This window comes from Ignavibacterium sp., from assembly GCA_032027145.1.
In the GTDB taxonomy this organism is placed as follows: domain Bacteria; phylum Bacteroidota; class Ignavibacteria; order Ignavibacteriales; family Ignavibacteriaceae; genus IGN3.
On record JAVSMP010000001.1, the window covers coordinates 622,775 to 641,591 of the forward strand.

Annotated in this window: 15 protein-coding genes; 1 reads left to right on the forward strand and 14 read right to left on the reverse strand. The window is 32.8% G+C overall.

The window, feature by feature from the left end; all coding sequences use genetic code 11:
- Positions 1-51: 51 nt before the first annotated feature.
- From ROY99_02415 to ROY99_02435, 5 genes are all read right to left on the reverse strand, one after another.
- Positions 52-1,758 (reverse strand): M14 family metallopeptidase, encoded by a 1,707-nt coding sequence (locus ROY99_02415; protein MDT3695215.1) that lies wholly within the window; start codon positions 1,756-1,758, stop codon positions 52-54.
- 95 nt (positions 1,759-1,853) lie between these two features.
- Entirely contained in the window at positions 1,854-3,953 is a 2,100-nt protein-coding gene (locus ROY99_02420) for a prolyl oligopeptidase family serine peptidase (GenBank protein MDT3695216.1), read from the reverse strand.
- A gap of 15 nt (positions 3,954-3,968) precedes the next feature.
- Complete coding sequence (locus ROY99_02425) at positions 3,969-4,250, reverse strand: GNAT family N-acetyltransferase (protein ID MDT3695217.1); 282 nt, start codon at positions 4,248-4,250, stop codon at positions 3,969-3,971.
- Positions 4,247-4,861, reverse strand: coding sequence for an HAD family phosphatase (locus ROY99_02430; GenBank protein ID MDT3695218.1), 615 nt, complete (start codon positions 4,859-4,861; stop codon positions 4,247-4,249). Before ROY99_02430 ends, ROY99_02425 begins: the two co-directional genes overlap by 4 nt.
- Entirely contained in the window at positions 4,858-5,592 is a 735-nt protein-coding gene (locus tag ROY99_02435; GenBank protein MDT3695219.1) for a hypothetical protein, read from the reverse strand. Before ROY99_02435 ends, ROY99_02430 begins: the two co-directional genes overlap by 4 nt.
- A gap of 171 nt (positions 5,593-5,763) precedes the next feature.
- On the opposite strand from ROY99_02435, the gene ROY99_02440 reads away from it, so the two are divergent.
- On the forward strand, positions 5,764-8,184 hold the full coding sequence (locus ROY99_02440) for a DUF5686 family protein (protein MDT3695220.1): 2,421 nt from the start codon (positions 5,764-5,766) through the stop codon (positions 8,182-8,184).
- Between the two features lie 50 nt (positions 8,185-8,234).
- Here the strand turns inward: ROY99_02440 and ROY99_02445 are convergent, their stop codons facing one another.
- From ROY99_02445 to tkt, 9 genes are all read right to left on the reverse strand, one after another.
- On the reverse strand, positions 8,235-11,765 hold the full coding sequence (locus ROY99_02445) for a hypothetical protein (protein MDT3695221.1): 3,531 nt from the start codon (positions 11,763-11,765) through the stop codon (positions 8,235-8,237).
- Between the two features lie 151 nt (positions 11,766-11,916).
- Complete coding sequence (locus tag ROY99_02450; GenBank protein MDT3695222.1) at positions 11,917-12,258, reverse strand: hypothetical protein; 342 nt, start codon at positions 12,256-12,258, stop codon at positions 11,917-11,919.
- Positions 12,251-12,868, reverse strand: coding sequence for a phosphatase PAP2-related protein (locus ROY99_02455; protein MDT3695223.1), 618 nt, complete (start codon positions 12,866-12,868; stop codon positions 12,251-12,253). Before ROY99_02455 ends, ROY99_02450 begins: the two co-directional genes overlap by 8 nt.
- A 21-nt stretch (positions 12,869-12,889) precedes the next feature.
- Complete coding sequence (locus tag ROY99_02460) at positions 12,890-13,621, reverse strand: alpha/beta hydrolase-fold protein (GenBank protein MDT3695224.1); 732 nt, start codon at positions 13,619-13,621, stop codon at positions 12,890-12,892.
- Positions 13,622-14,148: 527 nt separating this feature from the next.
- Positions 14,149-14,829, reverse strand: a complete 681-nt coding sequence (locus ROY99_02465; GenBank protein MDT3695225.1) for a hypothetical protein — start codon at positions 14,827-14,829, stop codon at positions 14,149-14,151.
- A gap of 128 nt (positions 14,830-14,957) precedes the next feature.
- Positions 14,958-15,386 (reverse strand): hypothetical protein, encoded by a 429-nt coding sequence (locus ROY99_02470; protein ID MDT3695226.1) that lies wholly within the window; start codon positions 15,384-15,386, stop codon positions 14,958-14,960.
- A 39-nt stretch (positions 15,387-15,425) separates the two neighbouring features.
- Positions 15,426-16,124 carry a DUF6498-containing protein gene (locus tag ROY99_02475; GenBank protein MDT3695227.1) on the reverse strand — a complete coding sequence of 233 codons (699 nt, stop codon included), beginning with the start codon at positions 16,122-16,124 and terminating at the stop codon, positions 15,426-15,428.
- Between the two features lie 5 nt (positions 16,125-16,129).
- Positions 16,130-16,543, reverse strand: coding sequence for a heme-binding domain-containing protein (locus tag ROY99_02480; GenBank protein ID MDT3695228.1), 414 nt, complete (start codon positions 16,541-16,543; stop codon positions 16,130-16,132).
- Positions 16,544-16,730: 187 nt separating this feature from the next.
- Positions 16,731-18,743, reverse strand: coding sequence for a transketolase (gene tkt, locus ROY99_02485; protein ID MDT3695229.1), 2,013 nt, complete (start codon positions 18,741-18,743; stop codon positions 16,731-16,733).
- Positions 18,744-18,817: the final 74 nt, after the last annotated feature.

The following is an 18,817-nucleotide window of genomic DNA, read 5'->3' on the forward strand; positions in this document are numbered from 1 at the left end:
TCAAATATCTTTTATAAACTTGCTTTTAGCAGTTTCTGCTAAAAATTATAGTTAAGCAGAATGTGTTCTGAGAATCGGATAAACATTTTCTCCTTTGTCATAAAAAGGTGAGCGCTTATAAAAGAAATCCAATCTTTCGCCTGCATTATTTCTAAAACTTTCATCATCATTAAGCTTTTTATAAAATTCGGATTTTAGCTGCTGATCTTCTTTCATCATTCTCTTTGCATAAGGCTCCATTACATACGCTTCAGCATATTCTTTTCTTTCGAAGAATGCGTTGAAGAATCCCCAATTGACAAATGAATCTGGCGCTTCGGGTTCCAGCAAGTTTACAATAATTCTTAACTGCCTTTGATTTGTGTAAACAACCAATGAGCCGGCAGGTACATCACATTTTTCGGTAAATGATTCAACACTAAATGACGGCAGTTGTCTTCCTTCATAAGGATAGGATGAAAATTGAATGTTTGTAAATCTGTACTTTTCAACTTTTAATCTTTTTGATGAGGATAAAACATTAAATTTTATCTGATGAGCTTTAATCACTTCAATTACATTGGTAAACTGTTCAGGAATAATGTACGCCGGTGGAACATAAATTTTTTTCAATGAATTTGCTTTATTAAAAATTGGTATTTCAATTTCGATTGGTTTGTTTGTGTATTTACGAATCGTATAACCTGAAATCCCGCTGTGTTCATCATACCATTCAAATCCTTTAAATAAATATTTATCAAACTTTCCATTTCCAGTAAGAACAAGCGGAAATTTCTTTTTATCAGTCAGGTAATATTTTGTTGTGTATTTATCAGAATGATGATTCAATGAAACTATTCTTTCGGAATGATCATTCAAAAAACTGATAGTGTGTTCCATCATTGATTTTGTTGAGTAAACACGGTTTGCAAATGGTTTCAGACTATGAGTTTCAACAAGTAAACATACTCTGTTTTGTCTTGCACAATATCCATGAGATAATCTTGGAGGTGCCGGTAAATCCAAAATACCGCTTTCAATTGTGCCGGCTTTAAATTCCATATAAGGACCGACAATAAATCCGTCTGCTTCAACTTTTTCAGTCAAATACGGCAGATAATCTTTTTCAATCCAATGAACCAGTCCTTTATCAATATTCTGGTGAGTTTCAATTCCATAAGTTACATGATATTGATAGTCAGCACCGTTTGTTGTGTGATTATCAATCATAAAATCCGGAAGCCATTCGTTAAACAGTTTTAAGAATGATCTAATTTCCGGTGTATCAGCCTTTAAATAATCACGGTTCAGATTCAGGTTTAACGCATTGGTCCTCCAGCCCATTTTCTTGGGTCCATTTTGATTTGGGCGGTTAAACGGACTTAATCTTTCGTGTCCATCAACATTTAAAACAGGAATAATTAATAAAATTATGTTATCAAGTAAATGTTCTTTTTCTTTTGTGATAAGAATTTCCCTGAGCAAAAGCATGCAAGCATCTTTTCCCTCAATCTCTCCGGGATGGATTCCATTTTGAATAAGCACAATTGCTTTGCCTGTTTGTTTTGCAAGCTCGGGAGTAAATGCTTTATCTTTAGATACAATAATAACTTTTAACTCTCTGCCTTGTGGTGTTCTGCCGATTGTTTCAATATTTACGTATTGGGTTTTATCGGCAAATTTCTGGAAATAACTCAATGTATTTTCATAATCAGGAGATTCCAGTTGATTAGATTTTTCAAAGTGCGTGAACCAATAATTGGAAATATTTTTCTGCATATAATAAATTCTGATTAGCTAAAGTAATTAAAAAATAAAATGCCGTATGTAACAAGACGGCTTTCACAAGCTTTCTTAAGTAATTAAAAAGTAGTTTAATATTCCGGGGACATGCCCAGATTATAAAAAACAAAACTCCACATATCAGCAGCTTCTTCAATAATTTTTGAAGTTGGTTTACCGGCTCCATGTCCGGCTTTGGTTTCTATTCTAATAAGGACAGGATTATCTCCTTTATACTTTTCCTGCAAGGTTGCAATGTATTTAAATGAATGTGCAGGAACCACCCTGTCATCGTGATCAGCAGTTGTTACAAGGGTTGCCGGATAATTCAATTCGCCATTAATATTGTGCAGCGGAGAATATTTATACAAATATTTAAACTGTTCAGCATCATCGCTTGAGCCGTACTCAACTGCCCAATAATAACCTATTGTAAATTTATGAAAGCGAAGCATATCCATTACTCCTACTTGCGGGATAGCAACTTTAAAGAGATCGGGTCTTTGATTTATAACTGCACCAATCAATAAACCGCCGTTTGAACCGCCCGCACAAGCAAGCTTTGATGGTTTAGTATATCCTTCTTTTATAAGATATTCTGCAGCAGAAATAAAATCATCGAAAACATTTTGTTTTTTATCAAGCATTCCGGCTTTATGCCATTGTTCGCCATACTCACCGCCGCCTCTGATATTAGGCATCGCATACACTCCTCCATTTTCCAAAAACATTAGTCTTGCCGCACTGAATGAAGGATTTAACGAAATATTGAATCCGCCGTAACTGTAAAGAAAAGCCGGATTATTTCCATCAAGCTTCAATCCTTTTTTGTAAACGATGAACATCGGAATTTTTGTGCCGTCTTTACTTTCATAAAAAACTTGCTTTGTTACATAATTATCAAAATCAAAATCCATATCTATTTTTAAATAAAGTTCAGAGCTGCCGCTGTTTACATCCAACTTATAAATTGCACCCGGATATGTAAAAGAAGTAAATGAATAAAACGCAGTATTGTCATCTCTTTTACCGCTAAGCCCAACTGAGCCTAATGCTGGCAGTTTTATTTCTGATTCAATTTTTCCATTAAGATCATAAACATAAATATGATGTGACGCATCCTGCATATAAGTTGTAAAAAGTTTTCCGCCAATAATCTGAACTCTCTGTAAAACATTTTTTGATTCAGGGATTACATCTTTCCAGTTTTCTCTGGCAGGACTCTTGGGGTCAATCAAAACCAATCTGTAGTTTGGGGCATTATAATCGGTTAGAACTAAAAGTTTGTCACCAAGGTTATCAACCACATTATAATTATTATTTAAATCATCAACTATGCTGATAAACTTTGAAGCAGGGACTGACAGATCTTTTACAAGAAAACCATTGTTGCTGGTTCCTTCCGAAAAAGATATAATTAAAAATCTTTCATCATCAGTAGTGCTTGCTGAAAAACCGCGATCCGGTTTTGCAGCATCTTCATATATTACAACATCCTCTGATTGCTTATCACCAATTTTATGAAAATAGACTTTTGAATACTGATTCTTTGTCGAAAGCTCTGAGCCGCTTGGTTCCGGATATCTGCTGTAAAAAAATCCGTCATCTTTCCAAGCCATACCGGAGAACTTAATCCATTTTAGATGATCGTCAAGTTTATTACCGGTTTCAACATCAATAACAAAATATTCGTTCCAGTCACTTCCTGCGGAGGCAGTTCCATAAGCAAATGTTTTTCCATCTTTTGAAAATGAAAGAGCGGCTAAAGATATTGTTCCTTCATCGGAAAGTTTGTTGGGATCAAAAAACAACTGTGCTTCACTATTCAGATTTTCCTTAACATACATTACACTTTGATTTTGCAATCCATCATTTTTGAAAAAATAATATTTACTTCCTGCACGAAAAGGAATTCCATACTTTGGATAATTATACAGTTTCTCAAATCGCTGTTTTAATTTATTACGAAAAGGAATCCTGGATAAGTACTCATCTGTAACTTTATTTTCTTCTTTTACCCATTCAGCTGTTTCAGGCGAATTATCATCTTCTAACCAGCGGTATGGATCATCCACTTTGGTTCCAAAGTAATCGTCAGTTACTTCAACTTTTTTTGTCTCTGGATATTTAAGCTTCTGCGAACAGCCAATAAATGCAGTTAAAATCAACATAACTCCGATAAAATTTTTCATTTAAAATCCTTGTAATTAAAATTTATCTAAGATTAGTTTCTTGTATTCGGGATGCTCATCCACATATTTTCTCACATACCAGCAGGTTGGAATAACTTTCAGGTTTTTTTCTTTTGCATATTCAAGAGCAGCTTTAACAACATCGGCGGCTAAACCTTTTCCGCGTAACTGTGGTGGAGTATATGTCGAGTATAGATCAATCGTCCCCTTGTCTTCTGCGTAAAGCTCATAAACTTCAAACCCATCAATATTAATCACAAAGCGGCTTCCTTTTTTATCATTAATTATTTTGTTCATAGAATATTTCTTTCTTTTAGATTCATTACTAAATCATTATAACCATTAAACTGTATTCCATCCCAGCCCAATTGTTTTGCTGCTTCAACATACTCCCAAATGTCATCAATAAAAATATGCTCTTCGGGTAGAAAACCGGATTCTTTTTCAACAGCCTGATAAATTTCTTTTTCGGGTTTTACATATCCAACTTCGTGAGAAAGAAAAAGCTTATCAAATAGTTTTAAAAACTCATAGTGCTGAAAACCGTATCTCTTATGAATTGAGTTGGTATTTGAAACAAGATATAATTTATACTTCTGTTTAAGCACTGACAGCAATGCAGCAACATCTTCATTTAAAGTAAATATATCAGACCAGTACTGGCAAAAAGTTTCACCATCAATTACATTATCAAGGTATTTAAGCATTTGATGAATAAATACTTCTTCAGGAATTTTTCCTCTTTCAAAATCTCTGTGAATATGATAATTGCTTTTATAAAGCTCTAAAAACCTTTCTCCAATTCCATCCTTGTGATTATTAACTTTCTTAACAAAAAGTTTGTAGTCAAATGATAAAATCACCTGTCCCAGATCAAAAACAACGGCAGAATACTTTTGGTTTGTCATTCAGTTATTACAAAAAGATCGTCGCTTAAACCTTTATTTATTTTTACACTGCTAACAGTTACATCAATTGTTTGTCCGGCAACTGATTGTGTAATTTTAAAAGGATATTTTATTCCATCAACTTCAGTATAGTTATCATAATTAACCGTCTGCTGAATCAAGCCCATCCTGGTTTGCATCTCTTTTTCTTCCTTAGCTTTCAGCCCTGTTTCGATATCATAATATTCAAACCATCTGATACCTGAAGGAAGTATGAATTTTATTTTGTTCAAGCTTACATCGCTAATTTTTTCTTCACCTTCGTAAGATATTTTTATCCCAAAACTTTCAGGATCAAGCAATATATTCAAAGTTGCTTCAATTTTTAGCTGCTCTAATTCTTTTCCTGTTATATCACTCTTTTGATCTGCAACTTTCATAACACCTTTTTCACCGTCAAAGACAATCAGCTGATCCATTCCTCCGGCTTTAACTTCCTGTCTCATTTTATTTGGGGCTTTTTGTTTTACTATCATTGTTATTGACTGACTCATTACAGAACCGCGCATAATAGTGGTTCTGTCATCAACCTTAGATAATGCTTCTCTCCCGCCAATAGCAGTCAGATATTTCTCAATCACATCTTTTGCTTTTTGTTTTGATACCTCCAGAGAATCCTGGGCATAGTTAGATGTTTGGCTAAGAGTAATTAAACCAAGTATAATGATTAGTGATAATTTTATTTTATTCATTGTGTTACCTTTGAAAGATTCTTATGAAATTTAACAATTAAAAATAATAATAAGATATTAATTTGTAACCGAAAATATCACCGTTAATCACCGGTTAAAACCATATATTTAATACACAGATATATTATAATCTATTAAAATATTTTTCGTTCTTTAATTTTATTATTCCTTATGATTAAATCTGTTTTTATAGCTCAAATAATCTCAATCATATTTTCAATTCTGGTTTTCCCACAACAAATTATAGTCAGTGGAAAAGTAACAGATAAGACAACTGCCCAGCCACTCAGCTTTGCCAATATCAGAATAAGTGAAACATTCACAGGAACAGCTGCAAATGTTGATGGAGAGTTTGAATTAAAATTATTGAAAAAAGTATCTTACAAAATCATTGCTTCACATATTGGCTATTATTCCGATACTCTGACAATCAATACTGATTCACAAATAAATAAACTGGATTTCAAATTAAGGCAGACAGAGGTTATTCTGCCCGAAATAGTCGTAAGCCCGGGTGTTAATCCCGCATTGGAAATTATCCGCAAGGCAATTGAGAAAAAAAATATTATAAAATCATTACTAAAAAACTCTGAGGTTGAGGCTTATACTAAGGGTATTATCAGAACTACTGAGAATATTACTTCGGGCAATAACAGTATCGGCGTTGGAATCGGGGGGAGTGATACAACTGATTTGATAATATCAGGAATATTGGAAAACCACAGCGTAAATTATTTTGAACAGCCTGACAAATATAAATCGATTGTATTAGCCAGAATGCAAAGTGCAAACATTCCGCCTTCTATAAACATTTTAACGGGCGGTAGATTGTTACAGAATTTTTATGAAAACGAACTGAATTTTTTAGGTAAGGATTTACCAAGTCCGATTTCAGATGATGCGTTAGAGTATTATTATTATCGTATAGAATCAACTTCATATAAAAACGCACTTAAGATTTACAATATTTTTATAGAACCCAATCTCCCCTCCGATCCGGGTTTTACAGGTAATATTTTTATTTCAGACAGTACTTATGATCTTTTAAAAGTTGATCTGTTCTTAAATCGTGCTGCAAACACCGGTGGTGTATTTGATACCGTTAATATCTTTCAGCAGTTTGATGAGTTTTCTGGAATTCAACTGCCCATTGATTATCGGTTATTTGTTAAAGCTAATCTGCTTGGACTTGTCAGGATTGGTTTCGAGTTAAACACGATTCTGTTTAATTATAAAATTAATCAACAACTGCCCGATGATATTTTTAACAAGGCAATTTTAACTGTTCTTCCTGATGCGGATGATAAAGATTCATCTTATTGGATTTCAACACCTACAATACCAAACACGCCTGAAGAACAGACTGCTTACGCTCGCATTGATAGCCTCGAAAAAGTTCCCTGGAGTTTTTGGGAAAATTTTTCGCCTTTAAGCACACAAATAAGTTTAAATAAAAATATCTCAGTTAGTGCACCGCTTTCACTTTATCATTTTTCAAGAGTTGAAGGACATGCACTTGATTTCGGAATCTTTGCAAACGATCTTCTCAATAAAAGACTTAACTCTCTTTTGAAATTCTCTTATGGTTTTTCAGATAAAAAGTTTAAACAAGATTTTACTGCTGGTTATTTATTAGGTGATTATCGCACATGGGAAATAAAACTAAATATATTCAATAAGTTAAAGGTTCTGTTTGAAGATTCAGATAATTACGGGGAGCTATTTTCAACTCTTGTTACATTAATTTCCAAAGATGAGTTCAGAGATTATTATTATTCCAAGGGCTTTGCATTTGAAGTCGAGGGAGAATTGTTTCCGGTATTAAAAGTCAGAACAGGATTCAGTAATAAAACCAATAACTCAGCCTTAGTAAATACAAATTTCTCATTCTTCAACAGAAATAAAGATTTTAGAAATAATCCTTTAATTTTTGTTTCTACAATAAATACTATAAACTTTGGTTTTGATATTGATTTCAGGGATTATATTGAAGACGGATACTTTAGACGCAGAACATCTTTAGGCAGATCTTTTGTTTTGCTTTCCGGAGATATCCATTATTCTGATAAAAATAAATTTGGCAGTGATCTGAATTTTAAAATGTATGAGTTCAAAGTCCAAGCGTTTATCAGAACACTTAAATCTGCCTCATTAAATCTGAACATTTACACAAGATATACTGATGGAACAACTGCATATCAGGACCTTTATTCGCTGCCTGGAAATATTGATGCAGTCTTTAACTCAGAAACTTTCAGAACGCTGAACCTTAATGAAATTGCCGGTGATAAAATCTTTACATTAAACCTGACTCATAATTTCAGAGATGAGCTTTTCAGGATGTTAAATTTTCCTGTGATTAAAAACTGGGAAATTATGTTGTCTTTAATTTTTAATATGGCTGTATCTGAATTAAACGAAAGCACAAAACAAATTTCACCGCATCCTATTAAAACATTTGAACATCCGTTTTATGAATTAGGATTTGGAATCGGACAGGGTATAATTCCATTTAAAATTGAGTTTATGTGGAAGTTAAATCATCTCGGCAGAAATAATTTCAGAGTAGGGCTTAACATGCCGATGCTTTAGCAATAAAATGAAGAGAGATCTTATAATATCCCCTTGTTAACATCAAAAAATTAAATTTTAAATATTTTTGCTGCTTCAGTATCGTCTAAACTGTCAGGAGTGCTTAAATCATCTCCGACATTAACTCTTTTAGCAATTGAATCCTGTCTGTTTTTCAGTATAGTCTGTTCAATCTTTAGCTTTTCTCTTATCTTCTGATATCTCTGCAAAACTCTCTGACTTTTAGCTATTTCTTCCTGAAGTTTCTTTTTCATATTTGCAAGCTTAATGATACTTCCGCGGTGTTCTTCGTGTTCAACTTTAATCATACTGATTGCTGACTGCAATTCGACCAATTCGTCCATTGATTCAGAAATTTTCTGATTCAATTCATCAGCTTTTTCTTCATATACTCTCACTTCTTTTTCAATCTTGCTTCGTTTTTCTTTTGCTTCAACAAATTTCTGATTCATGTTATTAATCAGTTCCTGAAGATTTTGTTCGACTGAAGTCCTCTTTTTTAAGATAAGTTCAGCTTCAAGTTTTACATCATCATTAGAATTCTTCTTTTCTACTATTTGCTCATCAAGCTTCAAAAGTTCATTCCTCAGTTCTTCTTTCTTTTCATTAAAGGCTTTAAGTATCTGTTCAAAGGCATCAATTTCAGCTTGTCTCATACTTAACAGTCTGTCACTTTCTTCAATTGCATTCATCTTTTCAAACAGAATGTGATCTTTCTCCTCGATATCCTTTTCTTTCTTCAAAACAATCTGATCTATAACAGATCTTTTTTTAGTAACTTCATTCATCTCTGCATTAAACTTCTGAAACATTTTAGTGAACCGGTTTTCAAGATCAATATTACCTTTCTCGATTTCTTCTCGTCTTTGCTCAAGTAAAGGAAGTATCTCTTTAATTTTTTCTTTCTCTTTATTCAATTTGTCATAAGATTCCTGCTCAAGCAAAGTTCTTCTGTGCAGATCATTTTTCATATCCTCCAGCCGGCGGGTTTCATTCATTAATTCTGAATGTCTCTTTTCATTTTCTGCAACTTCCAGATTAAGTTTTTCAAGTCTTTTTGCCTTAATGTTTAACGACTCTTCAACAGCATAAAGTTCTTTTTGTTTGAGTTCAATAGTTTCAAAAATTTTCTGCTGCCGTGCTGTGGTTTCATTGATCTCCTTTAACTTTTCAGCCAATTGGAATTCAAATCCCTGTGCTTCGTTTTCTTTTGCTGCAAAGTTATTTTCAATTTGATTAAGCCTGTCCACTTTTTCTTTAATCTGTTCAGCAAGCTCATCAACTTTTTGTCGTGCTGATTTTTCAGCCTTACTTAATTCATCAATAGTGCTTCTTAAATGTTCAGCATCAAAAGATTGTTTCTCTATTTGGCGTTCTAATTGTTCAACGGTTGCTCTTTTTAACGATTCAGTATTTTCAAGTTCAATTATTCTCTCTGAAACCCCTGCAGTTTTTTCATCAATTTCGGCAATAAGTTCTTCAAGTTTAATTTTTTTCTGAATATTCTCTTCAGTTAACTTCAGTACTTCTTCACGCAGAAGATTTGATTTTTCCTCTTCGGTCTTTAAAGTTTCCGCAAAACTCCTAAGCTTATTTGAATACTCAAACTCCTGTTTCTCAAGTTCCAAAAGTCTTATTTCTTTTTCTTCGATTTCCTGTTTGCTAAGCTCAAGTTTGTTAGAAATATTTTCCAGTACTGTTCGTTTGGTGCTCTCCTGCGATGAAAGTGTGTCAAATTCTTCTTTCAACAAACTATATTTCTGCTCATGAGTTTTTATGTCACTAATCAACTGATCTAATTTTTCTGATGATTCACTTTCCTTCAAATCAAGTTCAGCCAGCTTCTGCTGTTTTGCTTCTAACTGCTGTTCTTCATTTCGAATCTGATTTAGAATTTCGACCAGTGTTGTTTTTTTGGAATCTATTTCATTGGTAATTCTATTTAATTCTGATTGTGCCGGCAGCATTTTTTCTGTTAATGATTCCTGAGTCTCTTTAAGCTGATTTAACAAATCATTTAACTCATCTCTTTTATCATCAACTTCTTCTGCAACAACTGCAAGATTGTCTTTTAATTTATCAACCTGATTTTCTTTTTCATAGATTTCGATATTTAATTCTTCTATTCTGTCTTTTTTATCTTGTTCTTCCAATAATAACTGCTGTGATTCACCTGATTTCTGTTTTATTATCTCTTCGTTGTTTGCTATTTGACTGGTTAGTTCAATAAGCAGGGAATTTTTTTCCTCAATCTGGCTATTAAGAAATAAAAGCTCTTTCCTAAGATCGTCTGCCTTAGTTTCCTGTGCACTTAGTTCGCTTGCAAGTGTTGAAATCTTATCAATCTTTTCCTGCTCCATCAGTTCAATTTCTCTGAATCTGATTCGTTTCTGATCAAGCTGCATTTCATTTAAATTAATCTGATCATCAAGAAGGACTAATCTCTCTGATTTATCTGTTTCATCTTTAGTTAATCGCTCAATTTCTTCTTTAATTATTTGCAGGCGGAGTTCTTGTTCTTTTGCCTCACGCGAAATCTCTTCAATCCAGTGAAGTCTTTCTTTTCCGATTCTATCAAGATCATCCAGATTTTGTTTTTTCTCATCGGAAACATCTTCTTTAGATTTTATATGACCGAATACTCTGCCGAGCAATGAATTTTTCTTCTTTTCCTCTTCTTCTAAAGCCTGAACTCTTGATTGCAGAACATCAACTTTTTGTTTTTGCTCATCAGCTTCTCTAACTAATTCTCTTATTTCTTTTCTCTTAGAATCTTCTTCTTCATATAAGCCGTTTATTTTTTCACCAAGAAAATCAGCTTGCTTTTGTTTTTCTTCAAGCTCTTCGTTCAGTTCTTTAATAATATCCTTAGATGAATTTTCTTTTTCTTTAAGATCAAATAATCTTTTATTAAGCTCTGTTATTTCAGTTTGTTTGTTCTGTATATCATCTAATATTTTTTTCTGTTCCTGGGCTAAGTCTATGATCTTATCTTCAACTTCATTTGCTTCCCTGTAAGATTGCCTTAATTTCTCGTTATTCAGTGATTCAAGTTCTTTTTTCTTTTCCTTGATCTTCCAGCTTAGTTCATCTTCCAGTGAGCTTAGTTCATCAATTCTTTCTTCGGCTGTAAAAATTTTATCGCGTAAATCTTCATACTCAAAGCTTAAGCTTTCTAACTGTTTGCTTTTATGGTTAAATTCTTCAGACTCTGATTCAATGTCAAGATTTTTCAGAATATCATCATTACTAATTTGATTTTTAATTTTGTCTATTCGGGAGGAATACTCAAGCAGTGTGTTCTGTTCTTCGAGTTTAAGATTTTTTAAGTTCAGGATTTCCTTGTTCAAGGTTTCAATATCAACTTTGATTTGCTTTTTCTGTTCGCGCAAAGATTCTATCTCACCTGAAAGATTAAGTTTTCTTTCATTCAAATCAGCAACTTCAACACGCATTTTTTTCAATACATCGTTAAGCTGTCTGACATTATCTTCTCTTTCAGAAATGTTATTTAATCTGATAAGAAGTTCTTCTTTTTCTTTTTCTAATTCTTTACGTCGTTTATTCTCAAATATACCCATGACGGCTCCTGTTAAGTATGCCTATATTATCGAAAATCCAAATAAATATATAATGTTTGAAAATGAAATTACTTATTGTGCAGATAAATTTCAATTTAACAAATTTTTACACTCAGTAAATATTACTGCCATTTTTTGACCCCAGCTAAGGCTAAAGATTACCATTACGATAGAGTTTACGAAAATTAATTTTTTGTATCTGCCTTTCAATGATCAAGTCAGCTAATTTATCAGGGATTGCTTCATTGTTATTTGATGAAAACAATTCTGATAATTTCTCCTCACTAATATCTATTCTATACAATGTGTTTATCAAAAGGTTGTAATTATTCTCTAAAAGATTCTTCATTATTTTGATTAGATATTCCCGGAATTCTTCAAGTCTTTTAAAATCGCTATCTGGGATGAGTGATGAATAATCATTAATTACAAAATCTTTGGATACAAATTTTTGTAGCGAGCTGATATCTTCACTGTTTAGTTCATTATTCATTAACTTTTTTGCAATTTATTTTAACTAATAACTTATAACATGCGTAAGTAAAAAAGACTGCAGAAAAAACATCTATTGTATAATGCACGTGCTGCAGTAAAACAAATACTGCTACTAATATCGTACTGATTAAAAAAAACAACCTGTTTTTTTTACTTTCCGAAACAAGATATAAAATAAACAACGTTGCTGTATGACCGGAGAAGAATAAATCTTTTGTTAATGTTTGTCCTGAGCCAAAGAATTCTACAAAAGGATCTTTTAACAATATCATTTTCTCGGGCGGGTCTAATGGCAGCAAATACATTGCAATTATTCTTACGAAAACCATTAGTGAGTAAAGCTGAAGCGCAAACAATAATTTTATTGGATTATTTATTAATGATACTATTGCAATTATCAATGCAAAATAGATCAAACCGAAAGTAAACCAGGTTAAGTTTATCGGATTAAATAATTCAAGAACAGGATCATTAAAAACTACACCTTGTCTAAGTTCAACATAGTTAATGTACCAAGCCAAAACAGCTAAAATCCCGGTCAACAAAACTAAACTTATAATAAATTCAATTTTATTCCTTTTATCAGATAAGAAATCCTTCCAGTTCATGCGCCCCATAAAAATTAATTATTAAAATTTTATATGACCTAAAAAATACGGAAGCATGCTTCTCCATGTTGGCCAATCATGCGGTTGATCAAATCCCCATAGATCCAGCCAGTGTTTAACTCTTCGTGCATTTAAAATATCAGAAAGCTGTCTTGATGCGTTTGGATCTTCGTAGTTTCCCTGACCAGTTGCAATAATAATTCTGCCTTTTCTCATATGGTTGAACATGTTCTCATCATTCCATCTTGGTAAATAATCTACTGGTGAGTTAAAATATACATTATCATCATAATAACCTTTTGAGTATCCCTTCAAATCATAGCTGCCGCTCATTGCAATTGTGCCTGAAAAAATATCCGGTCTTCGGAAAAAATTATTTGCTGCATGCAGCGCACCAAGTGAAGCGCCGGTTGTTACAATAGGAACTAATCCTTTGCAATGATTATGAATAAAAGGAACAACTTCTTCTACAACATATCGATTATATTGCTGATGTCGGATAGCTTTATGAGCTGGATGCATATTATTATTAAGCCAGCTTTCATTATTAATACTATTAATTGAAAAAGCTTTTACTTTTCCATCATGCAGATATCCGCCTATAGTATCAATTAGTTTAAATCTTTCATATTCAAGATAATCTGCTGCTGCAGTCGGAAACATTAGTAATGCAAAACCATAATGACCGTAAACAACAATTTCCATTTCTTTATTTAAATTTGGGCTGTACCAACGGTGTATTTCCCGGCTCATTTATTCTCCTAATTGAATGAATTGATATATGGGAAAGTAAGTAAATGACTTAAATTTTTAAAATAAATAATTCCTGATTTTAATAGCTATTTAGACTTAATAATTTAACTTTAACAATGTTTTTCCTAAAAATATTATCCTTAAAAAAATTTAACCACACAAAATTTTTGAAATTTAAAAATATTTCATTTGCATTTTATTAACATCATATTATCTTTGTAATAGATTTGAAATTGTACTTGGTAATGAGTTCTCCCCCAAACTTATTATCAGTACTCCCCCGATGTGTCACCCCAACATCGGGGACTTTTTTTTTAAACCCAATTTGAATTATTAATTAAATACAACCAGCAATAATTCTTCATTAAAAAAGAACTTACTCTCCAATCTTACAATAATATCCTAAATTAATCTTTCAATTTTCCCTCAGGTGCTTTTCATTTTCGAATACAAAATAAAAAAGCCCACAGTTTTTTGCGGGCTTCGGGAGGCAAATGAGACTTGTTTTATTATCAGTCTCGTATAGTTTATAAATCACTAAATGATTCACTGAAATAATTTAACTCATCTTCAAAATTTTTTATTTCAAGATAACTCTCACAATCAGGTTCTGAAAGGAACGGAAGAACCGGCAGTTTTTTCAATAAGTTTTCAAGTTCTTTCATTTTTTCCTTAAACTTTTCTGAATCAAAATACATATCGAGTTCTTTTTCATTAAATTTTTTCATCTGTTCTTCAAATTTTTTCATATCCTCTTTAAACTTTCCCTTGTCAAAATCATGCTTGAAGTTAAAGAACTTATCCTTGTTAAAATTTTCTCTTAACTTTTCAATATCTTCTTTAAGCTTATCTGAATCAAAATTAAGCTTAGGAATGATACCAACCAGATAATCACGCTCACAGGTTAATTTATTAAGGTTTTTAAAAATCATCTTTTTGTACTGATCAATTTCTTCGGACGGAATTTTAACTCCATCTTTAAATAAAGCAGATATTTCATCATCATTAAAATCTACTCTCCAGTGTGCTCCGTTTTCTTTAAAGGAAAAAGATTTATCTGGTATTAAATTATCTGAATTGGCTTGTTCATCCTGCGGATATACTGAACTGCACGCAAATAATGTAGCTGCTAGTAGTAGAGAAGTTAAGACATTAATTTGTCTTAGATAACCCTCTCCCGAAAAAGAAATCCTAACTAACCTTTTCATACTAACCTCACTTTTAATTTTAACTATTGATTAAGACAGAGGAGGCTTTATAAAAGTTTCCTTATTGCTGGAATAATTCAGGAGTGGAAAAATTATCTGATTTGTGGACTATATTTACTTTGAGCGAATTACTTCCGTAGTCCATATTTCTTAATATGTTTATAAGCAAGATAACCGGCAGCACCGGTTTGGATCATTCCTAAAGCATATCTGAACAGATTAAACTTTGAATCCCTTTGATATTTTTGTTCTAAGGGTCCCAAAAAATATGGTGAGAAATCCTGAGAAAAATTTTCATATTTTGAAACAAGCACTGAGGTTTTCAACCAGACTGTGTTTGGATCATTATCCAATGATATCTGATTTTTATAATCGTAGAATTTATGATAAAGCTCAAACTCATCAAAGTTAACAAGTATCTGCTCTATATTTTTTACACTTGATTTTATTTTGGAAGAATCATTTTCAGAATTGATTGAATGCTCTTTGATTGTTTGGGAAAGTAAGACTAAACTAAAGGAAAAAAAGAAGATCAATATTTGAAATATCGCTTTCACGAAATAAAAATAATAAAAGGTAAATGCGTTGTCAAATCATTACTCTGCAGCTGCCCCGACTGGATTACGCCTTGAAAAATCTATCGAGTGAGTTATCAAATCCACAACTGTTTTTATTGTTGTAAATAAAACAACAATTACAATGTTTGTATTGGCTGAAAATGCCTGACCAATTGATCCGATAAAGCCCCCGAAAATTATAGTTAAGTGCATCGGGATTATCCTTGCATAAGGAGCAGACATTAGTTTTCCGAGATTAGGTTTCTCATCCGGTTCTTCTTTTCTGGATTTAATGAACTCAATTAAATAGTTTATAAAAAATATTCCGGCAGAAATTAATATAAATATGTAACTGTTACTGCTTACAGAAAAAACACTTAAGGCAGAAAAACTGGCAAGAAAAACTGCATATACAAAATGAAAGAGTCCATAATGGAAAAAGAAAAAAATTGCACTTGATATAGCAGCAGCTCTTATTGGAACAGGCTGTTTATTCCCAATTTTAAATCCCTCAGTAGAAAAATCTTTAAGGGTTATCATTTTTGTAAATGTAAATACTCCGATGATAACACTCTGAAACCAGTAAATCCACAACACTTCAATTGCTGAGATTTCATCAACAATAGCGAAGAAAATTACAAGGATGTTAGAAAAAATTAATGTTAAAGTGGAAGTCTTTTTAAAATCAACCTGCGACCAAAACTGAGAAAATCCTAAACCAGATTTTTTTCTGTTCATTTAGTTTATTTATTCGTTGCCCAATTACGAATAGTATTTTTTTCTTCCGGTGTCAGCTTTGCTTCGCTATGACCAACTCGATATAACCATGGCGGCATTTCTTCGTCTTTAATCTCTTCCCAGATTTCTTCCATTTTTTTCTGAGCTTTTTTAGAATCATATAAACCCCACTCAGAAAAATTAAGATGCTTTCTTCCATCTTTTACATGTTTAGCTAAAAGAAAAGATACCGGTGCAACTTTAGTGTACCAAACCCAGTTTGTTTCATTTGAATGACAATCATAACAAGCTTTTTTAAAAATGGTTTTAACTTCAGTAGGAGCATAAATCTCAGATTGAACAGGGGGATTTGTTTGTTCAACCGAGATAAACTGAATACCGACTAATACTACAATCAGAAATGCTATGAGTTTTTTCATATTCGATCTTCCACTATTTTGATATTAATATTTTTTATGATCCCTAAGAAATTTTTTTTCACCCTTTTTCTTGCCAAATTTTTTTCGATAAGCATCGGCAATATTACAATCCTTACAAAAATTTCCACAGCATTTTTTCCATTCTTTTTCAGTAAAATCTTTCCTAAGCCCGGACATTAATAAAACTTTAACTATTCAGAATCTTTCTTGCTAAAAAAATAATATTTTCTTTTGTAAATCCATATTGCTTAAATAAAACACTATCGGGTGCAGAAGCCCCAAATTTCTCAATACTTAAACTATCCCCATAATCTCCAACATATTTTTCCCATCCCTGTGATACTCCCATTTCAACTGAAAGCCTTGCTTTAACATCTTTTGGTAGAACTGAATTTTTATACTCCTCAGCTTGATTTTCAAAAACTTCCCAGCTTACAAAGTTCACAACCCTCGTTTTTATTCCCTCTGTCTGAAGCGCTTCTGCAGCCTCAATACATAGCGAAACTTCGGAACCTGAAGCCAACAAAATCAAATCAGGTTTACCATTGGAATCTTTAATTATATATGCACCGTTTTTTACTCCTTCACAAAGAGCATATTTTTTCCTGTTTATTACTGGTAACTTTTGTCTGGTTAGGATCAATGCTACAGGTCCGCCAGTGTGATTCAATGCGTACTTCCAGACTTCAATTGTTTCATTTGCATCTGCAGGGCGTAGCACAACTAAGTTGGGCATTGCACGCAAAGATGCCAGTTGTTCAATTGGCTGATGTGTTGGTCCGTCTTCGCCAAGACCAATACTATCGTGAGTAAAGATATAAATTACTTTTTGTTTCATCAGTGCAGCAAGCCGAATGGCGGGACGCATATAATCTGAAAAAATTAAAAATGTAGCACCAAATGGAATTAATCCGCCATAAATCGCCATACCGTTTATTATAGCTCCCATTGTGTGTTCACGAATTCCAAAATGAATATTTCTTCCAATTCTGTTTTCTGCAGAAAATGATTTAGAAGATTTTATCTCTGTCATATTTGATTCATTCAGATCTGCTGATCCGCCGATAAGAGTTGGAATATCAACAGCTGCTGCATTAAGAATTTTGCCTGATGCTACTCTTGTTGCAATTTTTTCATCAAAGTTATCATACCTGGGAAGATGATTAAGCCATTCAGAATTGAAATTAGAATTCATCACTGATTCAAACAGAGTAAAATCTCTGGGATATTTTGTTTTGTATTCATTAATTTTCTCATTCCACATATCCTCTGCTTCTTTTCCACACACAATAATTTCTCTAAAATGTTCGTAAACTTTATCGGGGACATAAAATGTCTTATCTTCAGGCATTCCGAGATTGCGTTTGGTCAACTTTACTTCTTCTTCGCCTAGAGGTGCGCCGTGTGATGATGATTTATCCTGCTTGTTCGGACTTCCATATCCGATGTGTGTTTTTGTGATTATCAAAGTTGGTTTATCGTAACTTGAACGGACCATTTTAATAATTCGTTCAACCAGGGCTATATCATTAACATCATTAATAGAAAGCACCTGCCAGCCGTAAGATTCAAATCTTTTTGCAACATCATCTGAATAACAAATATCTGTTTTGCCGTCTATAGTTATTTTATTATCATCATAAAAGAAAACAAGTTTTCTTAATTTCAAGTGCCCGGCAAGTGAAGCAGCTTCGTGTGAAATTCCCTCCATCAGATCTCCATCGCTGCAAATTCCCCAGATACCATGATCAATTAGCTTAATATCATCTTTATTAAAAAGAGCAGCAAGATAATCTCGCGCTATTGCCATTCCAATTGCAGTTGCAAACCCCTGACCCAATGGACCTGTTGTAGTTTCAATTCCCAGAGAACGATCAATTTCAGGGTGTCCCGGAGTTTTGCTTTCCCATTGTCTAAAGTTTTTAATATCATCTATTGATATATCGTAACCGGCTAAATGCAGAACAGAATATAAAAGCATACTTCCGTGTCCGGCAGATAGAACAAATCTGTCTCTATTAATCCATTTAGGATTTAAAGGATTATGTTTCATTGCTTTATAATATAGTGCGTAGGCAATTGGTGCCATTCCCATTGGCATTCCCGGATGTCCTGAGTTTGCTTTTTGTATTGCATCAATTGAAAGTGTGCGGATAGTGTTGATTGTAAGTTGTTCTATATTTGCTGATGAATCTGACATAAAATTATTTCCGGTTAAATTTTAAATTGAATTAGCTAAGATAAAAAAATTTTTGCTTCGTAATAACTTTTTAG

What these genes read in the sequence shown, in the direction of transcription:
- ROY99_02455 (MDT3695223.1), bottom strand. Translation starts at nt 12,868, where the DNA reads ATGAACTGGAAGGATTTCTTATCTGATAAAAGGAATAAAATTGAATTT.
- ROY99_02445 (MDT3695221.1), bottom strand. Translation starts at nt 11,765, where the DNA reads ATGGGTATATTTGAGAATAAACGACGTAAAGAATTAGAAAAAGAAAAA.
- ROY99_02425 (MDT3695217.1), bottom strand. Translation starts at nt 4,250, where the DNA reads ATGAACAAAATAATTAATGATAAAAAAGGAAGCCGCTTTGTGATTAAT.
- ROY99_02480 (MDT3695228.1), bottom strand. Translation starts at nt 16,543, where the DNA reads ATGAAAAAACTCATAGCATTTCTGATTGTAGTATTAGTCGGTATTCAG.
- ROY99_02465 (MDT3695225.1), bottom strand. Translation starts at nt 14,829, where the DNA reads ATGAAAAGGTTAGTTAGGATTTCTTTTTCGGGAGAGGGTTATCTAAGA.
- ROY99_02450 (MDT3695222.1), bottom strand. Translation starts at nt 12,258, where the DNA reads ATGAATAATGAACTAAACAGTGAAGATATCAGCTCGCTACAAAAATTT.
- ROY99_02435 (MDT3695219.1), bottom strand. Translation starts at nt 5,592, where the DNA reads ATGAATAAAATAAAATTATCACTAATCATTATACTTGGTTTAATTACT.
- tkt (MDT3695229.1), bottom strand. Translation starts at nt 18,743, where the DNA reads ATGTCAGATTCATCAGCAAATATAGAACAACTTACAATCAACACTATC.
- ROY99_02460 (MDT3695224.1), bottom strand. Translation starts at nt 13,621, where the DNA reads ATGAGCCGGGAAATACACCGTTGGTACAGCCCAAATTTAAATAAAGAA.
- ROY99_02420 (MDT3695216.1), bottom strand. Translation starts at nt 3,953, where the DNA reads ATGAAAAATTTTATCGGAGTTATGTTGATTTTAACTGCATTTATTGGC.
- ROY99_02440 (MDT3695220.1), top strand. Translation starts at nt 5,764, where the DNA reads ATGATTAAATCTGTTTTTATAGCTCAAATAATCTCAATCATATTTTCA.
- ROY99_02430 (MDT3695218.1), bottom strand. Translation starts at nt 4,861, where the DNA reads ATGACAAACCAAAAGTATTCTGCCGTTGTTTTTGATCTGGGACAGGTG.
- ROY99_02415 (MDT3695215.1), bottom strand. Translation starts at nt 1,758, where the DNA reads ATGCAGAAAAATATTTCCAATTATTGGTTCACGCACTTTGAAAAATCT.
- ROY99_02475 (MDT3695227.1), bottom strand. Translation starts at nt 16,124, where the DNA reads ATGAACAGAAAAAAATCTGGTTTAGGATTTTCTCAGTTTTGGTCGCAG.